Origin of the sequence: Syntrophotalea acetylenivorans (assembly GCF_001887775.1) — a bacterium.
GTDB classification, from domain to species: domain Bacteria; phylum Desulfobacterota; class Desulfuromonadia; order Desulfuromonadales; family Syntrophotaleaceae; genus Syntrophotalea_A; species Syntrophotalea_A acetylenivorans.
Map to the genome: position 1 here is coordinate 2,576,472 of NZ_CP015519.1, position 25,216 is coordinate 2,601,687.

The window sequence follows — 25,216 nt, forward strand, 5'->3', positions numbered from 1 at the left end:
ACCCGACAAATAACCAGCAAGATGCGATAGATTATGGGTTGCTGGATGCTAGTATTAATTGCAGAGCCGGTTGCCCTATATCGCAGTCAAGGAGAAATACACTTTATGGATACCAACAAGCTCACCCAAAAAACCCAGGAAGCTCTTCAGGCTGCGCAAGATGAGGCTGTGAAGCGCGGCCATATCGAGGTCGACGGAGAACATCTGCTGATGGCTCTGCTGCAGCAGCAAGGCGGCCTGGTGCCACGACTGCTGCAGAAAGTCGATGTCCCGGTGGATAACCTGGCCAATGAGCTGCGCAAGGAACTGGAGCGTCGCCCGAGCGTATCCGGTCCCGGCACCGAGGCCGGTAAGGTCTATGTCACTCAGCGCCTCAACCGGCTGTTGCTGAAGGCCGAGGAAGAAGCCAAGCAGCTGCGCGACGATTACATTTCGGTGGAGCATGTGTTGCTGGCTATTGCCGAGGAAGGCGAGGCCACCGCCGCCGGAAAGCTCTTCAAGCAGTTCAATATCAACCGTGACCGGATTTTACAGGCCCTGACCGCAGTGCGCGGCCATCAGCGGGTGACCACCCCCGATCCGGAGAGCACCTACGAAGCGTTGGAAAAGTACGGTCGCGATCTGGTTAAGGAAGTGGAAAAGGGCAAGCTCGATCCGGTCATCGGCCGCGACAGTGAAATCCGCCGGGTGATCCGTATTCTGTCCCGTAAAACAAAGAATAATCCGGTCCTCATCGGTGAGCCGGGGGTGGGCAAGACCGCTATCGTCGAGGGTTTGGCCCACCGTATCGTTCGTGGTGACGTTCCCGAAGGGCTCAAGCACAAGACCATCTTTGCCCTCGACATGGGCTCGCTGGTGGCGGGGGCCAAATATCGCGGCGAATTCGAAGAACGCCTCAAAGCGGTACTCAATGAGATCCATGCCAGCGAGGGGCGCATCCTGCTCTTTATCGACGAGTTGCACACCATCGTCGGCGCCGGCAAGGCCGAAGGTTCCATGGACGCCGGTAACATGCTCAAGCCGATGCTGGCCCGTGGTGAACTGCACTGTATCGGCGCCACCACCCTCGATGAATATCGGCAATACATCGAGAAGGACGCTGCTCTGGAGCGGCGCTTTCAACCGGTGCTGGTCGATCAGCCCCAGGTGGAGGACACCATCTCCATTCTGCGGGGACTCAAGGAGCGCTTCGAGGTTTTTCATGGGGTGCGGATTCAGGACAATGCTCTGGTGGCGGCGGCCACCCTGAGCAACCGCTATATCAGCGACCGTTTTCTGCCGGACAAGGCCATCGACCTCGTCGACGAGGCCTGCGCCATGATCCGCACCGAGATCGACAGTCTGCCTGCGGAACTCGATGAGGTGACCCGCCGGGTCATGCAGTTGGAGATCGAGGAAGCGGCGCTGAAGAAAGAGAAGGACATCGCTAGTCAGGAACGCCTGAAGGCCCTGCGCAAGGAGCTGGCCGATCTTAAGCACCAGGCCGACACCTTGCGGGCTCAGTGGGACAGTGAAAAAGGAGGTATCAAAAAACTCCAGGGACTGCGCGAGGAGATCGAACGGGTGCGGCAGGAGATCGAGGTGGCGGAACGCGATTACGACCTCAATCGGGCCGCCGAGTTGCGCCACGGTCGTCTGCCGGAACTGGAGCGTGCCCTGCAGGAGCAGGAACAGGCCACGGCCGGCGAACAGGGCGGCTCGCGACTGCTGCGGGAGGAAGTCACCGAAGAAGAGATTGCCGACATCATCTCTCGCTGGACGGGCATTCCGGTGACCCGCCTGGTGGAAGGGGAGCGGGAGAAGCTGCTTAAACTCGACCAGATTCTGCATAAGCGGGTCATTGGACAGAACGAGGCGGTGCAACTGGTGGCCGATGCGGTGATCCGCGCCCGCAGCGGCATCAAGGATCCCAAGAGGCCCATCGGCTCCTTTATCTTCCTCGGTCCGACGGGGGTCGGCAAGACCGAACTTGCTCGCACTCTGGCCGAGGCTTTGTTTGACAGCGAAGACAATATGGTGCGTATCGACATGTCCGAATACATGGAGAAACACACCGTCAGTCGACTGATCGGAGCACCTCCCGGGTATGTCGGTTACGAGGAAGGGGGGCAGCTCACCGAAGCGGTTCGGCGCAAGCCCTACTCTGTGATTCTTTTCGACGAAATCGAAAAGGCCCATCACGACGTCTTCAATGTGCTGTTGCAGATCCTGGATGATGGCCGGGTCACCGATGCCCAGGGCAGAACCGTCGATTTCAAGAATACGGTGATCATTTTGACCTCCAATATCGGCTCGCCGCTGCTTCTCGAAGGGGTGGGAGAAGACGGCACCATCCGCGAGGAGACCAGCAAAGCGGTCATGGGCGATCTGCGCCGGCATTTCCGTCCCGAGTTTCTTAATCGGGTAGACGATATTGTGTTGTTCAAGCCCCTCACCCGCGAGGAGATTAAATCGATTATCGACCTTCTGGTCGCCGAATTGCGCCGGCGCTTGAGCGATCGCCAGATTGATTTACAGATTAGCGAGGAGGCTCGGGAATTTATCGCCAGGGAGGCTTACGACCCCGTATACGGTGCCCGCCCGCTTAAGCGCTATCTGCAGCACGAACTGGAAACCCGTATCGGTCGGGCATTGCTTTCCGGCGAGATTGGCCACGGTGCTTTGGTTACGGTGGAAGTTGTCGATCAGCAGTTGCAAGTGAAGGTTGCCGGACAAGGGCCTAAAGATCCCGAAGTTTGATCCAGTGGTCGGATTTATTTGAATAATTACCAATTTTTATGATAGCATCGCCGAGAACCGAAAGTATAAATCTTTAGGGAAGAGAACGATGCCACGACGCAAACGGTTTGGTGAAATTCTGGTAGATGCAAAGGTTCTGGACGAGATTACTCTGAGCAAGGCCTTGGAGAAGCAGAAGATCTCCGATATGCGCCTCGGAGAAGTGCTCGAGGAAATGGGAATCATCAGTGATCGGGATGTGGTGCTGATTCTGGCCCGGCAGTTCAATTGCAAAACGGTCAGCAATATCAGCAAGCACCCTTTCCCGGAAGACGTGCTTGGTCTGGTCGATTGCGATACGGCCCTTGAAAAGGGCATTTTCCCCCTCAAAACTGAAGGAAAGTCCCTTTACCTGGCCATCACCAATCCTCTAGACCTGGAAACTCTCGACAATGTCTCCTTTCAGACCGGCATGCGGGTGGTACCTTTTTTGACCACTCCCCATGAGGTTCAGGACGCTATTCGCAAGCATTATATCAAAGCCACCGAAGGTGAACCATCGGAAGAACTGACGGTTATGGTGGTCGATGACCAGGAGCTGTGGCGATCCGCCTTCCAGGGAAACCTGAAAAAGGAAGGTTTGCGCAGCGTCCAATTCGATAGTGGCTCCGCGGCTCTTAAGGCAGTGCTTAAGGAACGGCCGCACCTGATTCTGGTGGATGCGGGTATGGCCGGCATGACAGGCATCGAATTCTTTCGGGTGCTGCAGTCCAACAGCGTGACCCGGGATATACCGGTTATCGCTCTTTCTACTAAGGCTTCGCCGGAAGAAGAGGCCCGTTTGTTAGAGATGGGCTTTTTCGATTTCGTGGCCAAGCCAGCCAATTTGACCCGCCTTATGGCCCGGGTTAAGCGGGCCCTCAAAATTACTTACGGTGCAGATCGCCTGCCGGTGGTCTGAAACCGCAACCATATCGGTCAATCCTTCGATAGCCGCCCTTCAGGGGCGGCTATTGTCGTTTTGGCCTGGTAATTTATTTCGTTTTTTTGGAACGCCTCTAGGAACGGTCGGTTATTACTCTAATCGGCGCTGTGTTTTGAGAAAAATAGTTGCTGTATAGGCAAAAAAACAGTTGTGAAGCCTGACCAAGTGAGTATAATAATAACGAAAAAGGTCATCATTTGTTGACAACAGTGGTTCCCTGGAGATAGCCGGAGGAATTATGCGTATCGATATCATCTGTAAGCCAGAGTGTGGCGGAAGCTGTGAACGGACCCTGGAAAATGTGCGTGCTGCCTTGTCGCAGTTGGGAGTTAAGGCGGAGGTCCATCTCTATCGCGATGTGCGTAAGATGATTGACAACCGGGTATATGTCTCCCCGGCCCTGATGGTCGATGATCTTTTGCGGGTCGCTGGACGCATCCCAGATGTCCATGAAATCAAAGGGTTTATCTGTGAGCGCCCCCGCTATCAAGCGCGGGAAAAAGAGGTTGCCTAGGTGTCGGGTCCCAGATGATTCCATCAGCAGAAAAAGCTTCCCGTTGTTCCTAGCTCGGGATATGCTTTTTGACATTCTCTGCTGTGAAATCTGAAGGAGTCCGACATGACGATTCGGTTACACGCGAACGCAACGACAACACCTAGGATACGACGCTATATCCAACAGTCCCAAAAGACGGATAAAGCCTTGGCCAAAGAGCTGGGTATCTCTATTGATACGGTTCGTCGTTGGCGAAAGCGCGACGACGTTCATGACCGTTCTCATACGGCTCACAGGCTGAATACGACTCTGAGCAAAGCCCAGGAAGCTGTTGTTGTCGAACTGCGGCGATCTTTGCTCCTATCCCTGGATGATCTGCTGGTGGTCACCCGGGAATTTATCAATGCCGACGTTTCCCGCGCAGGACTGGACCGCTGTCTACGCCGGCATGGTATTTCTCGATTGGCCGATCTGATCCCCCAAGAGGAAACGGCCAAAGACAAACCCAAGACTTTTAAAAACTACGACCCGGGTTTCGTTCATGTCGACATCAAGTACCTGCCGCAAATGCCGGATGAAACTTCACGGCGGTACCTGTTTGTGGCCATCGACCGCGCCAGCCGCTGGGTCTACTTGGAGCTGCGCAAAAGCAAGTCGTCCCAAGCCGCTACGGGTTTTCTAAACCGTCTGGTAAACAAAGCTCCGTTTGTGATCCGCAAACTGCTGACCGACAACGATAAGGCCTTCACGGATCGTTTTAGCACTGCCGGCGAGCGAAAGCCGACGGGAAAGCATATATTTGACCAAGCCTGTGTGCGACACGGTATCGAGCATCGGCTGATTCCACCCCGTCGCCCTCAGACCAATGGCATGGTGGAGCGTTTCAATGGCCGCATCAGCGAGGTGCTGGCAACGACCAGGTTCAATTCCGCTGAAGACCTGGAACAAACCATGCTGCGTTATGGGTATTTATACAATCAGCATATCCCCCAGCGGGCCTTGGAACATAAAACCCCGGTAGAGGCTCTAAAACAGTGGCAAAAAAGGAAGCCGGAACTTTTCCATAAACAGGTCAGGAATCATGCGGGACCTGACACCTAGGAGGCAGTGGGGTTGATTTCAATTTGCGGTAGGGGCTTTTTTTGGACGGGCCGTGATCTTCGGTTTGCCTTTTTCAGTGACGACACGAAACTCTATTTCATGGCTGCCGAACTTTTTTGCCAGTGATGAGCGCTGTTTCTCAAGGTATGCGTCGAATTGCTTGCGGCTTGGAGCCGGCCGGTCCAGGGCGCATTCCTTATGGGCCTTAAGCATCTGCTGGTAGGCCGATTCATTATCATTTTTCGGGCCGCTCTTGTCCTGGTCTACCAGGGGGGCAGGGCGGTTACCGCCCGTGTGTCGCTCGTACTTTCCCTCATCCATCAATCTCAAAATACGGTCCCAGTACCCCGCATAGGTGTGGTAGCGGGCCGCCAGGCTTTCGTAACGGAAGCGAAGGTCCGTCTTCATGATGCGCCGGTTGATGAACTGGCGTAGACGCTTCTGTAGCGCTTCCCGCTTTTGTAACGGCTCCCGTTTTTCCTCTCCGGAAAAATACCGTTCATAGAGAATTTCCAATTCCCGTAAATCTTCCCCGATCGTATCCAGGGCGCGTAGTAGTATCTGGCGTTCCGGCATAGACTCTCCTGTTCCGATTTGCAATTCTAAACCAAAGTACATTGTTTTTCCAGAGGCAAATGGGCGTCGTCTAACTAAGTTAAATCGGTCTTGACTGGGGTCGATCTTTTCGGGATACTTCAACATTGAAATATTTCTAAGGAAGGTGAAGCTATGGATGCAAAGGGACTCGCCGCCGTTGTGTTGGCAGCCGGTAAGGGAACACGTATGAAGTCGGCACTGCCCAAAGTGCTGCATGAACTTAACGGACAGCCGATGGTGCACTATCCGGTGCAGCAGGCCGCTTGCCTCGGGTGCCGGCCGACGGTGCTGGTGGTCGGTCATGGCGCTGAAGAGGTCAGGGAGTGTCTGGCGGACCATAAGGTCGATTTTGCCGTACAGGAACAACAACTCGGCACCGGTCATGCTTTGCTGAGCGCCCGGGAAGCGTTGACTGATTTCTCCGGTTCTCTGCTGTTGCTTTGCGGCGATGTACCGTTGTTGCGCCAGGAGACTCTGCAGCGGTTGCTGGACTATCATCGCAACGAGGGGGCGGCGGCCACCGTACTGACCGCTAATATGAGTGATCCTTTTGGCTATGGCCGTATTTTGCGTGACGGTAGCGAAGTGTTGGGTATTGTCGAAGAAAAGGACGCTACCGACGAGCAGCGGACCATTTGTGAAATCAATACCGGTATCTATATTTTTGAAGCGCCCCTGGTTTTTGAAATCCTGAACGGTTTGGGATGCGACAATGCACAGGGGGAGTATTATCTGACCGATGTGCTGGCTAAACTGCGGAGCGGCGGTGGTAAGGTCCGGGCCCTGGTAATGGATGATCCCGCTGAAGCCATGGGTATCAACAGCCGGGTGCAGTTGGCCGAGGCTGCCAGCCTTATGCGACAGCGCATCAATGAAGGTCACATGTTGGGCGGAGTCACTCTGATCGATCCGGCCGCAATCTATATCGACGCACAGGTTGAAATCGGCGCCGATACGGTAATTCATCCCGGAGTTTGCCTGTGGGGTACAACCCGCATTGGCGAGGGTTGCACCATTGAACCCCAGGTGACCGTTGACAATTGTCAGGTTAGCGATGGGGTACGCCTCAAGGCCGGTTCGGTCCTTGAAGGATCGCAGATCGGGCCTCAGAGTGATGTTGGTCCCATGGCTCATCTGCGGCCCGGTACGGTCCTGGCCGGCCATAACAAGGTTGGCAACTTCGTTGAAACAAAAAAAGCCTTTATCGGCGAAGGCTCCAAGGCCAGTCATCTGACCTATATCGGTGACGCCGAACTGGGAGCCCGGGTTAATATCGGCTGCGGGACGATCACCTGCAACTACGACGGGGTCAACAAACACAAGACGATTATCGAAGATGATGTTTTCGTCGGCAGTGATACCCAGTTCGTGGCGCCGGTGCAAATCGGCCGCAATAGCCTGATCGGTGCCGGTTCGACGATTACCAAGGATGTGCCGGCCGATTCCCTGGCGCTGTCCCGTAGTCCGCAAAAGACCATTGAAGGCTGGGTTCTGCGTAAAAAGAAGCAAAAGTGATGGCGTTGCAAGTTTAGCCATCTCATGACTTTTTGAAAAAGCATCAAAGTTAGTTAATTATTAGCGACCGGGGACTTTTACATCACCCGGCTCACTGCAGTACAGGAGATGAAGCGCTTATGTGCGGTATTGTAGGTTATTTCGGCCAGCAGCAGGCTACACCCATCATTATCGACGGCCTGCGCCGGCTGGAGTACCGTGGTTATGACTCGGCCGGCGTCGCCATTCTCAACGGCGGTAAGATTGAGGTTCGGCGCGCCAAGGGTAAGTTGGCTGAACTCGAAACCCTGCTGGGTCAGAGTCCCTTGGCGGGTGTGCGGGGAATCGGCCATACCCGCTGGGCAACCCATGGCCGTCCTTCAGAGACCAATGCACATCCCCATTGCGCCGGTGAGGTGGCGGTGGTGCACAATGGCATCATCGAAAACTATCTTGAACTCAAGGACCGGCTGATAGCCCAGGGGCACGAATTCAGTTCCGAAACCGATACCGAAATCATCGCCCACCTGGTGGACCAGCATCTGAGCCAATGCGGCGATTTTGAAACAGCTGTGCGTCAGGCGCTGGGTGAGGTACGTGGTGCTTACGCAGTGGCCATTCTTTGTCAAAGCGAGCCGGACAAGATGATCGCCGCCAAGCTCGGCTCACCGCTGGTGGTCGGTCAGGGCCAAGGCGAGTTCTTTGTCGCCTCGGATATCCCGGCTATGCTCTCCCATACCCGGGAGATGATTTTTCTCGAAGAGGGAGAGCTGGTCGTTTATCACGATGGCGACCTGCGTTTCAGCGATTTGGCCGGTACCCCGGTGACCAAGACCGCCAAGACCATCACCTGGAGTCCGCTGATGGCGGAAAAGGGTGGCTACCGCCACTTTATGCTTAAGGAGATTTACGAGCAGCCTAGGGCCATTGCAGATACTGTGGCCAGCCGGGTTAAGGACGGTCACAGCGATGTCTATCTGGAAGGTTTGCAGCTCGATGATGAGCAGTTGCGCCAGTTTGACCGTCTGTATGTTGTCGCCTGCGGGACCTCCTGGCATGCCGGATTGACCGGCAAGTTTCTTATTGAAAAACTGGCCCGCGTGCCGGTTGAGGTCGATATTGCCAGCGAATTTCGCTATCGCGATCCTCTGGTCACCGACCGTACCTTGATCATTCTTATCAGTCAGAGCGGCGAAACCGCCGATACCCTGGCGGCACTGCGGGAAGCGAGGGGCAAGGGCGGCAAAGCCCTGGCCATCTGCAACGTGGTTGAATCGTCTATCGCCCGGGAGAGCGACGGGGTTATTTATACCCATGCCGGGCCGGAGATCGGCGTGGCTTCGACCAAGGCGTTCACCACCCAGTTGGTGGCTCTTTATCTCCTCGCCTTACGTCTTGGCCGAGCGCGGGGGACCCTCGACGCTCAACGCTGTATCGAGCTGACCGAGGCCCTGCTGACCTTGCCCCGTAAGATCGAAGAGGTGTTGGAGCTGGATGAGCAGATCGAGGCCATTGCCAAGACCTTTATGTCCGCCAGCGATTTCCTCTATCTCGGCCGCGGCAACCAGTACCCCATTGCCCTGGAGGGGGCGCTCAAGCTTAAGGAGATCTCTTATATTCACGCCGAAGGCTATCCCGCCGGTGAAATGAAGCATGGCCCCATTGCTCTCATCGACGAACAACTGCCGGTGGTCTTTCTCTGCCCCCGCAATGAGACACTGGAAAAGGTGGTATCTAATCTCGAAGAGGTGCGGGCCCGCGATGGCCGAGTCATTGCTGTGGTGACCGAAGGGCAAGAGAATCTACTCGGCGAGGTCGATGCCCTGATTACCGTACCGGATATTATCGATGAATTGGCACCGGTGCTTATGTCCATTCCCATGCAATTGTTGGCCTACCACGTGGCGGTCTTTAAGGGTACCGATGTCGACCAGCCCCGTAACCTGGCCAAGAGCGTGACGGTTGAATAGATTGGCGTGGCTCGCACAGGACTGGATCGTCAGGAATGTGTTGAAACGTTGACTGCAAATTACAAGAGCCTTCAGGTCGCCATGACTTGGAGGCTCTTGTCGTTTCGGCTTACTTTCTGGGAGGAGCAAGGCCCGGGTGTATTGAGCTGCTCCGTTAATATTGACTTCGGAAAGAAAAATAGGCTGACTTGACAGTATTCTCAAGGCCGTTAAAATCTCTAGCTTGATGGCGCAAGAGCCCATCGGTAATGAATCATATATTTTGAGGAGAATATAGTATGGCGCTTCACCCCTTGGCAGGTCTTCCGGCACCGAAATCGATCCTCTCCAATATCCCCAGACTTGTAAGCGATTACTACACGCGGCACCCCGACCTGAGTGACGCAACAAATCTGGTATCTTTCGGTACTTCTGGCCACCGGGGTTCTTCGGTTAAAGGCACTTTTAACGAGGACCATATTCTCGCCATCGTGCAGGCGATTTGCGATTATCGCAAAGATGCCGGAATCGACGGACCCCTTTTTTTGGGGATGGATACTCATGCCCTTTCCGAGCCGGCACACGCTACCGCCCTGGAAATATTGGCGGCTAACGGCGTGGAGGTACGCATCGCCAAGGACTTCGGCTATACCCCCACGCCGGTCATCTCCCATGCCATCCTCACTTACAACCGGGACCGGCAGGAGCGCCTTGCCGACGGGATTGTTGTCACCCCTTCCCACAATCCACCGGACAATGGCGGTATCAAGTATAATCCGCCCAATGGCGGCCCGGCCGATACCGACGTCACCTCGAGGATCGCTGACCTGGCCAACACCTGTCTGCGTCAGGGGCTGAAGGAGATCAAGCGCCTCCCCTATGAGCAGGCGCTTGCCGCACCGTCAACGATTTTCTACGACTATGTCACTCCTTACGTTGATGACCTGAGCAATGTTATCGACATGGAAGCGATCAAAAAGGCCGGTCTGCGTATCGCCGCCGATGCCTTGGGCGGCTCCGGCCTCGGCTTCTGGCAACCGATCGCGGAAAAATACGGCCTGAATATCGAGCTGATCAACGGCCACCCCGACCCTACCTTCAGTTTCATGTGCGTCGACAAGGACGGCAAAATTCGTATGGACTGTTCCTCCGCCAGCGCCATGGCGGGCCTGATCAAGCTCAAGGACAAATACGACATCGCCTTCGGCAACGACCCCGACTTCGATCGGCACGGCATCGTCACCCCGTCGGCAGGGCTGATGAATCCAAATCACTATCTGGCCGTGGCCATCAGTTACCTTTTCAGTCATCGCAGCGGATGGTCCAAGGATGCTGCAGTAGGCAAGACCCTGGTCTCTTCATCGATGATCGACCGCGTAGCCGCTGACCTGGGACGCACCCTTTCGGAGGTTCCGGTGGGGTTCAAGTGGTTCGTCGACGGGCTGGTGGACGGTTCCTACGGGTTCGGCGGCGAAGAAAGCGCCGGTGCTTCTTTTCTGCGAAAGGACGGCACCGTCTGGTCTACCGACAAGGACGGAATCATCCTTTGCTTGTTGGCCGCCGAGATCACCGCCGTGACGGGTCGCGACCCGTCACGGCACTATCAGGACCTGGTGCAGAAGTTTGGCGACCCCGTTTACGCTCGTATCGATGCCGAAGCGACTCCCGCACAAAAGGCTGTTCTCGGCAAACTTTCTCCTGACCAGATTACCGCGGACACTCTCGCCGGCGAAGCGATTACCGCCAAGCTCACCAACGCTCCCGGTAACGGCGCCGGGATCGGCGGGCTCAAGGTCACCAGCAAAAACGGTTGGTTCGCTGCCCGTCCCTCGGGTACCGAGGATATTTACAAAATCTACGCGGAATCGTTCAAAGGTGAGGAACATTTGAGGCAAATTCAGGATCAGGCCAAGACGATCGTTAGTGAAGCGTTCAAGGCTGCAGGGGCTTAGTCCTGCGGTAAATTTTACGAATGAATCATATTTCCCCCCCTATTGGCCCTTACCGGTGGGGGGTTTTCTTTCCGCCTAAGCTCCATCGTTCAACGATTGGAAATTGTTAGGTTTAAAAAGAGAAAAGAGTCCTTTGCAATTGCTTGCCAAGCAAGCCCAACTGGATAAAATTAATTACCACAGTGTTTCCCTTTACTTAACTGATGGAGGTGGGCAATGAATGTAAGGTGTTCTCGAATTCTTGATCTGCGTATCTGCTGGATGGTGTTGTTGACCTTCTGCGTGTTCTCCCTGATCCCCTCTAATGGCAGCGCCTCGTTGGTGGAGAGCCGCCTTTCCAGTGGAGAAACCCTTAGCCAAAGGAGTATAGAACTAAACAAGATTCGCCAGGCTCTGGAAACGGATGTCGTAGCGCAACGCCTCGCCGATTTCGGCTTATCCCAAGAGGAGGTGGCGGCTAAGCTGCCGACTTTGAGCGACGATCAGCTTCACCAGCTCGCCGGTCTGTCCGACAGTCTCGCCGAAGGGGGAGTGTTGGGGACGGTTATCGCTGTGCTGCTGATCGTGTTGCTGGTGGTTGTGATCCTCAAGCTGGCCAATAAGGAAATCATCATTCGATGAGGGGTTTGAGTGGTTGCAAAGGGTTTCTGCGGTGGCGGTTGGGAGGGCTGCTGCTGATCTGTTTGACCTCTGCTTGTAGTCCTTTGAAGGTTTCTCCGATCAGGACAGATTCCGCGGCCGGTCGGATCATCGAAGGGGTCTCCTTTTATGCCCAGGAGGGGCGATACGATTGCGGTCCGGCCGCCTTGGCTTCATTGTTGGGTCAGCGGGGAGAAAGTGTGTCCCTGGAAGAAATTCGTGCGGCGACTTATACCCCTGGTTTGCAAGGCAGTCTGTTGCCTGATCTGGAAAACTATGCCCGCAGTCTCGATTATGGGACCCGTTCCGGGCGGGGCGATCTGGCTTTACTGAGAAAAGCAGTCGATGCCGATACTCCGGTGCTGATCCCCCTGGAGATGGGCCGCTGGAAGTTGACTCGGCCCCACTATGTGGTGGTGTATGGGTATGAAGGCAGCGATTTTGTCGTTCATGCCGGGAAGCAAGGAAACATGACCATTGCCGCGGTAGATTTGGAACGGCGTTGGCAAAGGTTGAATCGCCTGTATCTGTATCTGGAGTAATTGCGATGCTGCGTTGTTGTTTTTTGGTTGTGTTGACCCTGTTGCTGGCCGGATGCAGCCTGCCGAGGGTTGTCGTGCTGCACGACCCTCTCGACGCTCAGGAGCATAACGACCTGGGCGTAAGTTATCAGGCCAATGGGGAGTTTGACCTGGCTCTGCGCGAATACCGGCGGGCCGCAGAACTCAATGGTGACTGGGCCAAGCCGCTGATCAACGGGGGGAATTCTCTGGCGGCGCTAGAGCAATGGTCTCAGGCCGCCGAACTCTACCGGAGCGCACTACAACGACAACCCGAACAGACCGAAGCGATGAACAATCTTGCCTGGGTTCTGTTGCAGCAAGGGGACTTGGTGCAGGCCCGTCAATGGGCGGAAAGAGCGGTGGAAAATAGCCCCCACACGGCAGCTTTCATCGATACACTGGCGGCTGTTAAGGCCCGTCAGGAGCAGACGTCCCCACCGCGTTGATTTCCGGTCTTTTCTTTGTCTCCTTTGCTACCATTCCATCTCAAAATCTGCTATGTTCGGCAGCGTTGACCTGCTTTTGATTGCATTTGCGTGGGTGGGCGTCCAAGATTCCATATCCGGGCCGACTCTGGTCCGATGAGCTTGCTTAGAAGGATAAGACACACATGTACTGGGAACCGGAGATCGAACAGCTGCCGTCGACGCGTCTGCAGCAATTGCAGCTCGAAAGGTTGCGCAAGACCATCGACCGCGCCGGGCGTTCACCTTTTTATCGTCAGCAGTTCGCTGCCGCCGGTGTCGCTTCGGGGAAGTTGCAGCATATTGATGATATTCGCAGCCTGCCTTTTACCACCAAGGACGATCTGCGCAACCATTTCCCCTACGGTTTCCTGACCGTTCCCAAGGACGGCCCGGTGCGTTTGCACTGTTCAAGCGGCACCACCGGTAATCCCACAGTGATTTTCCACGATCAGCACGATCTGGCTTCTTGGGCCAACCTGGTGGCCCGATCCCTTTATTGTGCCGGTGTGCGGCCGACGGACGTGTTTCAGAATATCTGCGGTTACGGCCTGTTTACTGGCGGCCTCGGTTTTCAATACGGTGCCGAGCATCTTGGCGCCCTGGTGATTCCTGCTGCTGCCGGCAATAGCCGCCGTCAGATCAAGTTGATGCAGGATTTTGGTACTACGGCGGTGCATACTATCCCCAGTTATCTGCTGCGCCTTCACAATGTTTTCACGGAACTCGGCCTCGATCCCCGCCGGGACACCGACCTGCGAATGTTTGTCATTGGAGCCGAGCCTCATAGCGAGGGGCAACGGCGCCGTATCGAGGAATTGTTCGGTGTCAGCGCCTATAATTCCTACGGCCTGTCGGAGATGAACGGCCCGGGGGTGGCCTTTGAATGCCGGGAGCAGAACGGACTGCATATCTGGGAGGATTGCTTCGTGGTCGAAATCATCGATCCGGAAACCCTTCAGCCGCTGCCCGATGGCGAACAGGGCGAACTGGTGTTGACCACCCTCGACCGCCAAGCCATGCCTTTGCTGCGCTATCGGACCCGGGATTTGACCCGCATTCTTCCCGAACCTTGCCCTTGCGGGCGGACGCATCGCCGTCTTGATCGTATCAGCGGCCGCAGTGATGATATGCTTATTCTCAAGGGGTGTAATATTTTCCCCATGCAGATCGAAAAAGTTCTGATGCGTTTTGCCGAGGTTGGCAGTGACTATTTGATCGTTGTGGAGAACTGCAACGGCAGCGATGAGATGCAGATTCAGGTCGAGGTACAGAAAGAATGGTTCACCGGCAATATGGAGGCCTTGGAGAATCTTTCCCGCAAGATCAGCCATGCCGTTCGCGATGAAATTCTTGTGACCCCTGCCATTCGCCTGGTCGAGCCGGGCAGTCTGCCCAAAAGTGAGGGGAAGGCGGTACGGGTTCAGGATTTGCGCAAGCCACAGGAGTCAGTATGATCGCTCATCAGGTATCCGTGTTTTTGGAAAACAAGCCGGGCCGGCTGGAGAAGATTACCGCAGTTCTCAAAGAACAACAGCTCAACATCCGTGCCATGACCCTGTCGACGAGTACTGCCGGCTGGGGGATTCTCAATCTGCTGGTCGATCAGCCTGAGAGAGCCTGCCAGGTTCTTACAGAAACCGGCCATCCGGCAGCGCTCAGGGAGATAGTGGTAGCGAAAATGGCCGATGTGCCTGGCACCTTGCACGATATGTTGTTGTTGCTGGCCAAGGCAGGTCTCAACGTTCAGAATGCCTATGGTACGGTGCTCGGCGACCAGCGTAGCGCCATTCTGGTTATCGATGTTGAGGATGCCGAATCGGTTCAGCATATTTTTAGCGAGGCCGGAGTGGAAACCCTCAGTACAGAACAGGTCTATCGTATCTGATGCGATCTAGATAGTTGCTCCGGCGACTTTTGCTGTTGCGTTCCCGGCCGAGACATTTTAAGGTTAAAAATTGTTCCATCCGCCGGCTTTCGCCGGCGTCTTTGTTCCCTTCCAGCAAACAGAAAGCCTGTCCTGCCATGAGCAAATCACATCATATTTCTCCCTTGGATGCCCTTTCCTGGCTGCGTCATCGCAGTCCGGCCCTTTTCAGCCGCCTTGGTATTACCGAAAATACTTTCATGGTCATGCTGGCCTTGGCTATCGGTATTTTGGCCGGGCTAGGCAACTTTGTTTTTCGCCAGACCATTGAGCTGATCCATTGGGCGGTGATCGAGCAGGGCAAGGAATTTTTTGCTATTTCCTTTGAACACTGGAGCATGGCCCGCTGTTGGGCTCTGTTCTTCCCCGTTATTGGCGGTTTGCTGATGATTCCTTTCGGGGTCTTTTTTGCCAAAGACCTCAAGTTCGGGTTCCCTGATTTTCTTGAGCGTGCCAATTTGCGCGGCGCCAAATTCCCCGGCCGAACCATCTTGACCCGGGGCCTGGCCAGCGCTATCACCCTCGGTACCGGTGGTTCTGCGGGCCAGGAAGGACCCATCGCCCAGATCGGCGGCGCCATCGGCAGTCAGGCCGGTCAGGTGTTCAAGATGAGCGGCGAACGGCTCAAGGTGCTTGTCGCCTGCGGCGTGGCCGGTGGCATTGCCGCCACCTTCAATGCGCCCATCGCCGGGGTCTTTTTTGCCCACGAAATCGTCTTGCTGGCCGCCTTTGAGCTGAGCAGCTTTACCGCCATCGTCATCAGCAGCGGTATCGCTACGGTGGTCTCCCGGGCTTTGCTTGGGGATGTGCCGGCACTGCGGGCGCCGTCCTATTCGGTGGCCCATCCCTGGGAGCTGATCTTTTACGTGGTGCTCGGCATGTTGGTAGGGCTGTTGGCGGTAGGTTTTATCGATTTTCACTATCGGGTCAAGGATCGTTTTACCGCCCTGAAGCTGCATCCTTTGGCCAAGCCGGTTCTCGGCGGTGCCCTGGTCGGCGTCATCGGTATTGTTTTTCCGCAGATCTTCGGCAACGGTTATGAATTCATGGAAACGGTGCTGCGGGGCGAGGGTATCTTCTGGATGCTGGCGGCGCTGGTTCTGGTCAAGGCATTGGCGACTTCTCTGACCCTCGGGTCGGGGCTTCCCGGCGGGCTTTTCGCTCCTTCCATGTATATCGGTGCGGTAACCGGCGGTGCCTTCGGTAAACTCTTGCAGGGGCTGTTTCCCGGCGTGGTTACTTTGCCGGGAACCTATGCCCTGGTCGGCATGGGAGCGTTTCTGGCGGCTGCTACCCATGCACCCATGACCGCCATCTTTCTGCTCTTCGAGATGACCGGGTCCTACGACATCATTATCCCCATTATGCTCTCCTGTGTGATCGGTACCGCCATCAGTCGTCGTTTCAAGGACGACAGCCTTGATACGGTGGAGCTGTCCCGGGCCGGTATCGACCTGGAGGCCGGCAAAGAGCGCAATATCATGAAATCCCTGAAAGTCGGTGAGGTCATGACCCGCGATCCCGAGTCGATTCCCGAGAACATGACTCTGCGTCAGTTCAACAAATTCATGGCCAGTACCCGGCACACCAATTTTCCTCTGATCAACAGCAGTGGCGCGCTGACAGGCATCATTTCAGTGCAGGATTTTATGGGCGTGGTTTTTGAACCCGACCTGCTTGACCTGGTCGTTGTCAAAGAGCTGGCGACTCTCGATGTGATCACTGTTAACCAGGACGAAAATCTCGACAGCGCCATGCGCAAGATAGGGTATCGCAATATCGAGCAGCTTCCGGTGGTAGATTGGAATAACGGCAACAAGTTGCTCGGCATCGTCTCCCGCCGGGACATGGTGTCGGCCTACAACCGGGCCTTGATGGTTCGTCAGCTTGAAGAGGTCGGCGATGAGTGATTTGCTCACATCCCTCAATGAGATGCAGCAACAGGCGGTTTTGCACCAGGATGGTCCCCTGTTGATTCTGGCCGGAGCCGGGTCGGGTAAGACTCGCACCCTGACTCACCGGGTGGCCCACTTGATCCGGGAAGGGGGGGTAGCTCCCTGGCAGATTCTGGCCGTGACCTTTACCAATAAGGCGGCTGCCGAGATGCGCGAGCGGCTCGAAAACTTGCTCGGTTCGAGCGAGTTGCCCTGGGTGAGCACCTTTCATGCGGCCTGCGTACGGATTTTACGGCGGGACATTGAATCCCTCGGCTATACCGGCGATTTCACCATTTACGACGATCAGGATCAGCAGCGACTGCTGCGGGACTGTCTCAAGGAACTCAATATTCCGGAGAAGACCCTCAAGCCCCGCTCGGCGGCAGCCGCCATAGACAGCGCCAAAAATAGCGGCCTGTTGCCTGACCAGCTCGATCGCAGCGATTACTACGGCGAGATGACGGCCCGGGTCTACGAACTCTATCAGCACCGCTTGCAAAGGGCCAACGCTCTCGATTTCGGTGACCTGCTGCTCTGTGCGGTACGTTTGTTCGAGGAGCATCCAGAGGTGTTGGCCCGATATGCGAATCGCTTCCACCATCTGCTGGTCGACGAATTTCAGGACACCAACCAGGTGCAGTATCGCTTGGTCAAAATGCTGGCCGCCGGCCACGGAAATTTGTGTGTGGTCGGGGACGATGACCAGTCCATCTATGCCTGGCGCGGTGCCGAGATCAGCAATATCCTCAACTTCGAAAGGGACTTTACCGGTACCAAAGTGATTCGCCTGGAGCAGAGCTACCGTTCGTCGTCGACAATTCTTGAAGCGGCGGGCGAGGTGGTGGCCCGCAATGTCGGCCGTAAGGGGAAAACGCTGTGGACCGACAACCCCGCCGGGGAGCCCATTACACTCAAGGACTGTAGTGATGACCTGACCGAGGCACGGTTTGTCGCTGCCGAAGTCGCAAAATTGAAGTTGTCCGGGCGTCATTTGCGCGACGTGGCGGTATTCTATCGCACCAACGCCCAGTCTCGCTCTCTGGAGGAGGCTCTGGTGGCCGAGCGGCTCCCCTACGTGATGGTTGGTGGGGTCAAGTTTTTTGCCCGTATGGAAGTCAAGGACGTACTGGCCTATCTGCGCACCCTGGTCAATCCGGCCGATGCGTTGTCTGCCAAGCGTATCGTCAACGTGCCTGCCCGGGGAATCGGCGCCAAAACGGTGGAACGTATCGCCGTTCTGGAACAGGAGGCGGGCGGCTTTTTGCCGGCCTGCCGCCTGGCGCTACAGCGTGGCCTCCTTAAGGGGGCTGCGGCCAATAAAGTGAGCAAATTCGTTGCGCTGATGGACGATTTTCAAGGTCGGCTGGCTCAGCTGCCTTTTCCTCAATTGACCGCTGAACTCATCGAAGAAACGGGTTACGGGCCGCTCCTTAGAGAAGAGGCCCGGGGAGCTATGACCGAAGGGGAGCGCCAGGAAGCCAAAGGGCGACTGGAGAACCTTGAACAGTTGCTGGCGGGCATGGAGGAACATCAGTCCACGGATCGTACCTTGCAGGATTTTCTCGAGCAGGTGGCCCTGGTTGCCGATCTTGACGCCTACGACGGCAGCCATGACCGGGTGACTCTCATGACCCTGCATGCCGCCAAGGGCCTTGAATTCCCGGTGGTGTTCATGACCGGCATGGAAGAGGGACTGTTTCCCCACAGCCGCAGTGGCGACGAGGGCGATGATATAGAGGAGGAGCGCAGGTTGTGTTATGTCGGCATGACCCGGGCTATGGACAAACTGTACCTCAGTCACGCCCGACGGCGACGTATCTACGGCGACTTTCAGTACAACCCGCCGAGTCGTTTTCTGGTCGAATTTCCCTCTCGGCTTCTGGAGGATAGCGAGCAACCGACTTTGCGTCACGCCGCCAGCCACAACCTGGCTTCGGTTTTCGATGAAGCCGGCACAAGTCAGGAAACCAACCACAACCTGGCTGCGGTGTTTGATCAATCGGAGCCAAAATCCGCTGCCAGCCACAATCTGGCTTCCGTGTTTGAGGATCTGGCCCCGGAACCGATGGCTGCGGACGATTTTTTTGAAGATGAGGTGCGTCAGGTGCCCGAGGCGGAGCTGGGACCACGCCTGGGTCAGCAGGTACGGCACGCCAAATTTGGAGTGGGTACCATCCGCCGCCTTGAGGGTAAGGGAGACAACCAGAAGGTTAGCATCTACTTCCGTACCGTCGGCCTGAAGAAGCTGTTGCTCAAGTTCGCCGGCTTGGAGCCGGCTTAAGATCGGTTGGCTGATATTTTCACATCCTTCCCCAGTCATTTTGTTCTTCACAAATCTCGCTATCAGCCTTTGAAATAAAATCAAAACCATTCTCACGCTCGTTCGCTTTGCTCACTAAAGCCGCAAAGTCGCAAAGAAAGTCAAAGGAATGGTTTAGTTTCTCTTGGCGTCTTTGCGGCTTGAGCGACTGCAGGGAGCGGGCGTGAGAATGGTTTTACGCCTTTATGGGCCTGCTGCCTGCCATTCGAAATTATCCAACTTTCCTATGGATCGACCTCTCGGATTTTTTACGGACCGACTCTTGTCGGTTAGTCTGTTATAATGACCGGCAAGGCTGTTCACTTTCGCTTTATCCTCAACGGGGGTTTTTCAAAGGGGGAAGAGATGCGGAGAAAATTCGGATTATATGTAACGTTCGCTTTGGCGCTGACTTATGGTCTCGGCAGTTGGGCCTTGATCGTCGGTGCGGAACAAGATTCCAAAGAATTGCGAAGCACCTTGGAGGATCAGCAGTCGGTCGCGGTGACCATCTACAACAGGGATCTGGCCCTGATCAAGGATCGCCGGCAGGTGGAGTTGCCGGCAGGCGAAAGCTTGCTGGCGCTGCGGGAAGTGAGCGGAGGCATGATGGCAGAAACCGCCCTGCTGCGTCAGTTGGGCGGCAAGGGCCGGTTGCGGGTGGTGGAGCAGAGTTTCGATTACGACCTGCTGACTCCGCAGAAGCTGCTGGAAAAGTATGTTGGCAAGACGGTTCAGGTGGTACGGGTACATCCCCAAAGCGGCGCTGAAACCCTGGAAGCGGCAACGGTTCTTGCGGCCAACGGCGGGGTGGTGTTGCGCATGGGTGATCGCATCGAGACCGGCGTTCCAGGCCGGCTGGTCTATCCCGATGTGCCGGCCAACCTGCGGGACCGCCCGACCCTGGTGGTGCAGCTGGCCAGCGACAAGGCCGGGCCGAAGGAGCTGGAGCTCAGCTACCTGACCAGCGGCCTGTCCTGGAAGGCCGACTACGTGGCCGAACTCAGTGCCGATGATGATTTCATCGACCTGTCCGGCTGGGTGACACTCAATAATCGCAGCGGAAGCAGCTATCGCAACGCCCGTTTGCAGCTGGTAGCCGGCGACGTCCATCGGGTTCCGCCGGTGGTTCTGGAGCGCGCCGCTTTTGAAGACAGGATGGTCAAGACCATGGCTGCGGCCCCGGCCATGGTTGAAGAGAGCCTGCTCGATTATCATCTCTATACCCTCGAGCGTCCCACTACCATTCGTCAGAACCAGGTCAAGCAGGTCGCCCTGCTCACCGCGTCGTCGATACCGGTGCGCAAAGAATACCTCATCCACGGCAGCGAGTATTACTACCGCGGTCTGTACGGCAAGTTGGGCGAGAAGATCAAGGCGTCCGTGTTTCTAGAATTCGACAACCGGCGGGAAAACAGCCTTGGCATGCCGCTGCCGAAGGGCATTCTGCGGGTCTATAAGAACGACAAGGCCGGTAATGCTCAGTTCGTCGGTGAGGACAGTATTGACCACACCGGAAAAAACCAGACCGTGCGTCTGCGCCTCGGGGCCGCCTTCGACGTCACCGCCGAACGGACCCAGACCGATTTCAAAAAGCTGGCTTCCGGTCGGCGGGAGAACCTGGTTGAGAGTGCCTATCTTGTCGAGTTGAACAATGGCAGCGACAAACCGGTGACGGTCAAGCTGGCCGAACCGCTGCCCGGCGACTGGGAAATTATCGACGAGAGCCTGCCGCATAAGAAGCAGGATGCCCGCACTGCGGTGTGGCAGGTCGAGGTGCCGGCGGAAGGAAAGGTGTTGTTGACCTATCGGGCGCGGGTGCGGTATTGAGCAGGGCTGAATAGATAGTGTCACGTCCTAAAATAGATTGACGGTTTTTTCAAGCCACCTCCCTTGCGGAGGTGGCTTTCTTATGTACTTCTTCTGGTGTTTTCATGTCTAAGCTGAGGTGTGGCCTCAGACGATTGTAGGTATCGACGGATTCCCGCACCAAACCCTTCAACTCACTCAAAGTCCGGCACTTGGTGATCAGAAACTCCTGCTTCAAAATACCATTTACCCTCTCGGCCAAAGCGTTCTGATAACAATCATAGCCATCTGTCATTGACGGCGTCATACCATGACGCTTTAGCTCTTGCTGGTAGATCGCTGAACAATATTGTAGACCTCGGTCTGAATGGTGTATTAACGCTCGGCTTGTCTGTCGTTGCTTAGCTGCCCGACGTAAAGCTTTTACGACCCTGTCAGCACGCATATTGTCACTGACTTCATAACCCATGATTTTGCGGCTATAGGCATCTGTGACCAATGATAGATAGTGAACACCTTCATCCGTTTCAACGTAGGTAATATCGCTCACAAAGGCTTGTTCGGCACAGCTGATCTCTTGACTGCCTAAACGATTCGGGTATTTCTTCATCCAATGTTTGCTGTGCGTCGTTTTTGTGTAGCGCTTGATCGGTGTCACCAGCAGTTGATGCGCTCTCAAATAGTCAAAAAAAGCGTCACGCCCCAACTTTATTCCCTGCTCAACAAACATGGGTTTCAACAAAAAATACAGTTTGCGCGTACCAAGCCGCGGCATAAACCGTCTGACCTCCATCACCATTGACTTGACGGGTGCCAACTCTATGCTGCGCTGCTCACTGCGTTTTTCTCTTTGATAAACGGCTTGCCGGGTGATGCCAAGGAGCTTACAAGCGCGGCTTAGACTCAGCCCTTTTTGTTTTTGAAGGCGTCTCGCTCCTTGGCAATATACTTTTTTCGCAGTCCCGTTCCGTGCTCTGCATCCAGGATATCCACCACTTCATTCAACAACAGATTGCGAAGACGTTCATCCTCAAGTTCGCGCTCGAGTCGCTTGATTTTCTGTGCGGGACTTTCTTTGGCTTTGGGAGATTTGGGCATGGTCATCCTCACAGGTTGGGTCCAATCCAGCCTTCCGTGTTTTCGCAACCATTTTAACACTGTCGAGCGGCCCTGGATGCCATAAATCTTCTGAGCCTGCTTGTAGGTCATGTCGCCTTTTTCTACGGCAGCAACCACCTGCAATTTAAAGCCCATGGTGTAATCACGTTGAGTACGTCTCTTCCGCTTACTTTCTGCTGTGTCCATAAATAAGCCTCCTAGCTGTAAACTTATTTCAGGACGGGACATAGAGAGTAAAAAGGCCGGGGGAGCAATGATGCTCCCCCGGCCTTTTTCTATTGGTTTCGATGCAGTAATGTGAGGGACGATAATGTAAGGATAAGATACCTCATGGTTTAGTAAGCCAAAGAAGAAGGCCGCGGGGTTTCGTCCTGCGTGGAGCATGCGTACACGCAGGTAGGAAGAAGACTAAAACTCTTGAGTCATCTTAAGCGGCAACAATACAAATAATGACAATTTCCCTCTTGGCAATTTACAAACATTCATGTATGTTTGTCGCTAATGTTTCCTGCTAATGTGAGGTTGAAAAGATGATGAGGCAAAGATTTCATGGCAAATTAGGCCGAAGGCTGAGCCTTTTGCTGGTGGGCCTGTTGATGCTGCTGACAGCTGGCTGTGTATCGGTGGGACCGGACTATGAACTGCCGGAACTGACGGTTCCGACGGTTTGGCAGGAAGGGGAGGACCCCGCCCTGGTGCCTGCTGAGGACGAAGTGATCTGTTGGTGGACCTTGTTCGATGATTCTCTGCTGGAACAGCTTATCGAGATGGGGAGGCAAAGTAACCTGGATCTGCGGATTGCTGTGGCGCGGGTCAAGGAAGCCCGTGCCCGCCTCGGAGTCGCGGCCGGTGAAAACTGGCCCGCCGTCGATGCTGCCGGTACTGCCACTCGCCAGCGCAGCAGCGAGAATGGTCTGTCTGCAGCTTCCGGGAGCGATACGGTTTATAACGTTGGCCTGGATGCCAGTTGGGAGCTTGATCTCTTTGGTCGCATCAGTCGTTCGGTTGAGGCCGCCCGGGCCGATTATCAGGCCAGCGAGGAGGATCGGGTGGATGTGCTGATCTCTCTCTATGCCGAGATTGCTCGCACCTACTTTAACCTCCGTACTTCGCAGGCGCGCCTGGCCGCCGCCGAAGGTAACCTGGCCTCCCAGAGGCAGGTGTTGGATCTGACCCGCTCCCGGTTCCGCAACGGTCTGGCCACCGGACTGGATGTCGCCCAGGCCGAGCGGGTACTGGCTGCCTCCGAAGCGGCGGTACCGCCGTTGCGTATCGAACTGACCCGGGCTATCAACTCGATTGCCGTGCTTCTCGGGTCTCCGCCCGGAGCCCTGTTTGCCGAGTTGAGCAAGCCGGCACCGATTCCCGTGCCGCCGGCTCAGGTTACCGTGGGTGTGCCGGCCGATTTGCTGCGCCAGCGTCCGGACATCCGCCGCGCTGAGCGGCAGCTGGCCGCCCAGACGGCCCGTATCGGCATCGCTACCGCCGAACTCTATCCCCGGCTTTCCCTGTCCGGTTCCTTTGCTTTCGAAGCTCTGGAGGGTGACGACCTGTTTAAGTCGGGCAGCCGCGCGTTATCTTTTGGCCCCACGGTGCGCTGGTTGCTGTTTGACGGTAAACGAGTGCGAAATCAAATCAAAGTCGAGGATGCCCGCGCCGAGCAAGCGCTCTATCGGTATGAGCAATCGATGCTCAATGCCCTGAATGAGGCGGAAAACGCCATGACTCAATATCTTCAGCAGCGGGACACTCTGGCGGCTCTGGAGCGCTCGCAGCAGGCGGGTCGCCGTTCGGTGAAGCTTGCTACCGATCTCTATAAGGACGGCCTGTCCGATTTTCAAAATGTGTTGGATTCCCAACGTGCTCTGTTCGAAATCGAAAATCAGCTGGCGGCCGCCCGAGGCGATACGGTTATTAACCTGGTTCAGCTCTGCAAAGCAATCGGAGGCGGTTGGAATCCGGCCGGCCCGCAAGATGTAAGCAAGGAGAATCCCTGATGCAAAAGATAAAGCGAATGATGCGTAGATGGAGCCCGGCGTTGTTATTAGGATTGCTGGCGGTTGCCGGTTGTAAGGATAAAAATACCTTCGTGCCCCCCCCACCGCCCACGGTGACCGTTGCTGCGCCCCAAGTGCAGAGCGTGACCCGCTACGCTCAGTTCAGCGGCACTACTGAGGCCGTAGAGGCGGTGGAACTGCGGGCCCGGGTCGAAGGGTACCTGCAGAGCATCCATTTCGACTCCGGCGGTCAGGTCAAGAAGGGCGACCTGCTGTTCGTTATCGATCCTCGCCCTTATCAGGCAAGGCTGGATGAGGCGACGGCTCAGCTGGCCATGCGTCGGGCAGAGATGCGCCTTGCCGAGGCCACCCTCAAGCGGAAAGAAAGCGCTTTTAAAGACAATGCAGTCAGTGAAGTGGAGGTGATCGCTGCACGGGCCGAGCAGGCCAAGGCGGCAGCGACCATCGATGCGGCGCGGGCGGCTATCGAGACGGCCCGTCTTCAGCTCTCCTATACCCGTATTCATGCTCCCATCAGCGGTCGTATCGGCCGCCACCTGGTCGATGTCGGCAACCTGGTCGGCGCCGGCGATCAGACCCTGTTGGCGACGGTAGTCAGCGAAAACCCCGTATATGTCTATTTCAACGTCAACGAGCGGGATCTACTCGAATACCAACAGTACGAGCGCCAGCAGACCCCGACCAATAGTAATGGAAACAGTAAGCTGTTTCTCGGCCTGAGCACAGAAGACGACTATCCCCATCCCGGCTACATCGATTACGTCGATAACCGGGTTGATGCCCAGACCGGCACCATTCAGGTGCGGGGCGTTTTTGAAAATGCAGACGCCAGCTTGCTGCCCGGGCTGTTCGCCCGGCTGCGGGCTCCTATCAGTGTGCAAGAAGAGGCTCTTGTGGTTCCGCAGCAGGCTTTCGGTATCGATCAGCAGGGATATTATCTGTTGGTAGTCAACGACCAGAACCAGGTTGAGTACCGTGGTGTCGAGGTCGGCAGCGCCACGGCCGGTTTGCGGGTGGTACAGAAAGGCATCGCTGCCGGTGAGCGGGTGATCGTCAACGGTCTGCAGCGGGTCCGCCCCGGCGCCACCGTAAATCCGCTGACAGCCGAGCAGCTGGCGGCAGCTAAACAACCGCAGGCGGGGTAAGGGG

19 protein-coding genes are annotated in these 25,216 nt (G+C 55.9%); 17 read left to right on the top strand and 2 right to left on the bottom strand.

The features are described 5' to 3' along the window. The first annotated feature begins 105 nt into the window (after nt 1–105). The 4 genes from clpB to A7E78_RS11830 all read left to right on the top strand — a co-directional run bounded on the left by clpB (nt 106) and on the right by A7E78_RS11830 (nt 5,300). Entirely contained in the window at nt 106–2,739 is a 2,634-nt protein-coding gene (gene clpB, locus A7E78_RS11815; RefSeq protein ID WP_072284478.1) for an ATP-dependent chaperone ClpB, read from the top strand. 88 nt (nt 2,740–2,827) lie between these two features. Then, nucleotides 2,828–3,679 carry a response regulator gene (locus tag A7E78_RS11820; protein ID WP_072284479.1) on the top strand — a complete coding sequence of 284 codons (852 nt, stop codon included), beginning with the start codon at nt 2,828–2,830 and terminating at the stop codon, nt 3,677–3,679. 262 nt (nt 3,680–3,941) lie between these two features. Then, nucleotides 3,942–4,217, top strand: coding sequence for a thioredoxin family protein (locus tag A7E78_RS11825; protein ID WP_072284480.1), 276 nt, complete (start codon nt 3,942–3,944; stop codon nt 4,215–4,217). Nucleotides 4,218–4,322: 105 nt separating this feature from the next. Beyond that, nucleotides 4,323–5,300 carry an IS481 family transposase gene (locus A7E78_RS11830; protein ID WP_072282692.1) on the top strand — a complete coding sequence of 326 codons (978 nt, stop codon included), beginning with the start codon at nt 4,323–4,325 and terminating at the stop codon, nt 5,298–5,300. Between the two features lie 18 nt (nt 5,301–5,318). On the opposite strand, the gene A7E78_RS11835 is transcribed toward A7E78_RS11830, so the two are convergent. After that, on the bottom strand, nt 5,319–5,876 hold the full coding sequence (locus A7E78_RS11835; RefSeq protein WP_072284481.1) for an MXAN_5187 C-terminal domain-containing protein: 558 nt from the start codon (nt 5,874–5,876) through the stop codon (nt 5,319–5,321). A gap of 153 nt (nt 5,877–6,029) precedes the next feature. Between A7E78_RS11835 and glmU the strand changes: the two genes are divergently transcribed. The 11 genes from glmU (at nt 6,030) to A7E78_RS11890 (ending at nt 20,951) form a co-directional block, all read left to right on the top strand. After that, complete coding sequence (glmU, locus tag A7E78_RS11840; protein ID WP_072284482.1) at nt 6,030–7,412, top strand: bifunctional UDP-N-acetylglucosamine diphosphorylase/glucosamine-1-phosphate N-acetyltransferase GlmU; 1,383 nt, start codon at nt 6,030–6,032, stop codon at nt 7,410–7,412. 119 nt (nt 7,413–7,531) lie between these two features. After that, on the top strand, nt 7,532–9,361 hold the full coding sequence (glmS, locus tag A7E78_RS11845) for a glutamine--fructose-6-phosphate transaminase (isomerizing) (protein ID WP_072284483.1): 1,830 nt from the start codon (nt 7,532–7,534) through the stop codon (nt 9,359–9,361). Between the two features lie 278 nt (nt 9,362–9,639). Further along, on the top strand, nt 9,640–11,292 hold the full coding sequence (gene pgm, locus A7E78_RS11850; RefSeq protein ID WP_072284484.1) for a phosphoglucomutase (alpha-D-glucose-1,6-bisphosphate-dependent): 1,653 nt from the start codon (nt 9,640–9,642) through the stop codon (nt 11,290–11,292). A gap of 216 nt (nt 11,293–11,508) precedes the next feature. Continuing rightward, nucleotides 11,509–11,913: a PA2779 family protein gene (locus A7E78_RS11855; RefSeq protein ID WP_158516109.1), complete on the top strand. Its 405-nt coding sequence runs from the start codon at nt 11,509–11,511 to the stop codon at nt 11,911–11,913. After that, a complete protein-coding gene (locus A7E78_RS11860) occupies nt 11,910–12,473 on the top strand; it encodes a cysteine peptidase family C39 domain-containing protein (protein WP_072284485.1) in 564 nt (187 codons plus the stop codon). Before A7E78_RS11855 ends, A7E78_RS11860 begins: the two co-directional genes overlap by 4 nt. 5 nt (nt 12,474–12,478) lie before the next feature. After that, the gene (locus tag A7E78_RS11865) at nt 12,479–12,940 is read left to right on the top strand and encodes a tetratricopeptide repeat protein (RefSeq protein ID WP_083553063.1); all 462 of its coding nucleotides are present in this window, start codon (nt 12,479–12,481) and stop codon (nt 12,938–12,940) included. A 164-nt stretch (nt 12,941–13,104) separates the two neighbouring features. Further along, nucleotides 13,105–14,415: a phenylacetate--CoA ligase family protein gene (locus A7E78_RS11870; protein WP_072284486.1), complete on the top strand. Its 1,311-nt coding sequence runs from the start codon at nt 13,105–13,107 to the stop codon at nt 14,413–14,415. Then, on the top strand, nt 14,412–14,846 hold the full coding sequence (locus A7E78_RS11875) for an ACT domain-containing protein (protein WP_083553065.1): 435 nt from the start codon (nt 14,412–14,414) through the stop codon (nt 14,844–14,846). Before A7E78_RS11870 ends, A7E78_RS11875 begins: the two co-directional genes overlap by 4 nt. Before the next feature lie 137 nt (nt 14,847–14,983). After that, complete coding sequence (locus A7E78_RS11880) at nt 14,984–16,795, top strand: chloride channel protein (protein ID WP_235606744.1); 1,812 nt, start codon at nt 14,984–14,986, stop codon at nt 16,793–16,795. After that, nucleotides 16,788–19,103 (top strand): ATP-dependent helicase, encoded by a 2,316-nt coding sequence (locus A7E78_RS11885; RefSeq protein WP_072284487.1) that lies wholly within the window; start codon nt 16,788–16,790, stop codon nt 19,101–19,103. The genes A7E78_RS11880 and A7E78_RS11885 overlap by 8 nt, the downstream gene beginning before the upstream one ends. 384 nt (nt 19,104–19,487) lie before the next feature. After that, on the top strand, nt 19,488–20,951 hold the full coding sequence (locus A7E78_RS11890) for a DUF4139 domain-containing protein (protein ID WP_072285149.1): 1,464 nt from the start codon (nt 19,488–19,490) through the stop codon (nt 20,949–20,951). Between the two features lie 49 nt (nt 20,952–21,000). Here the strand turns inward: A7E78_RS11890 and A7E78_RS14860 are convergent. Then, nucleotides 21,001–22,235 (bottom strand): IS3 family transposase gene (locus A7E78_RS14860; RefSeq protein ID WP_418361389.1). Its coding sequence is split into 2 segments (ribosomal slippage): nt 21,001–21,864 and nt 21,867–22,235, totalling 1,233 coding nucleotides; the frame shifts between segments, so codons are not numbered across the junction. 410 nt (nt 22,236–22,645) lie between these two features. On the opposite strand from A7E78_RS14860, the gene A7E78_RS11905 reads away from it, so the two are divergent. Both A7E78_RS11905 and A7E78_RS11910 read left to right on the top strand, forming a co-directional pair. Then, nucleotides 22,646–24,046 (top strand): efflux transporter outer membrane subunit, encoded by a 1,401-nt coding sequence (locus A7E78_RS11905; protein ID WP_235606745.1) that lies wholly within the window; start codon nt 22,646–22,648, stop codon nt 24,044–24,046. Next, nucleotides 24,046–25,212 carry an efflux RND transporter periplasmic adaptor subunit gene (locus A7E78_RS11910; RefSeq protein WP_083553067.1) on the top strand — a complete coding sequence of 389 codons (1,167 nt, stop codon included), beginning with the start codon at nt 24,046–24,048 and terminating at the stop codon, nt 25,210–25,212. The genes A7E78_RS11905 and A7E78_RS11910 overlap by 1 nt, the downstream gene beginning before the upstream one ends. The last annotated feature ends 4 nt before the right edge of the window (nt 25,213–25,216 follow it).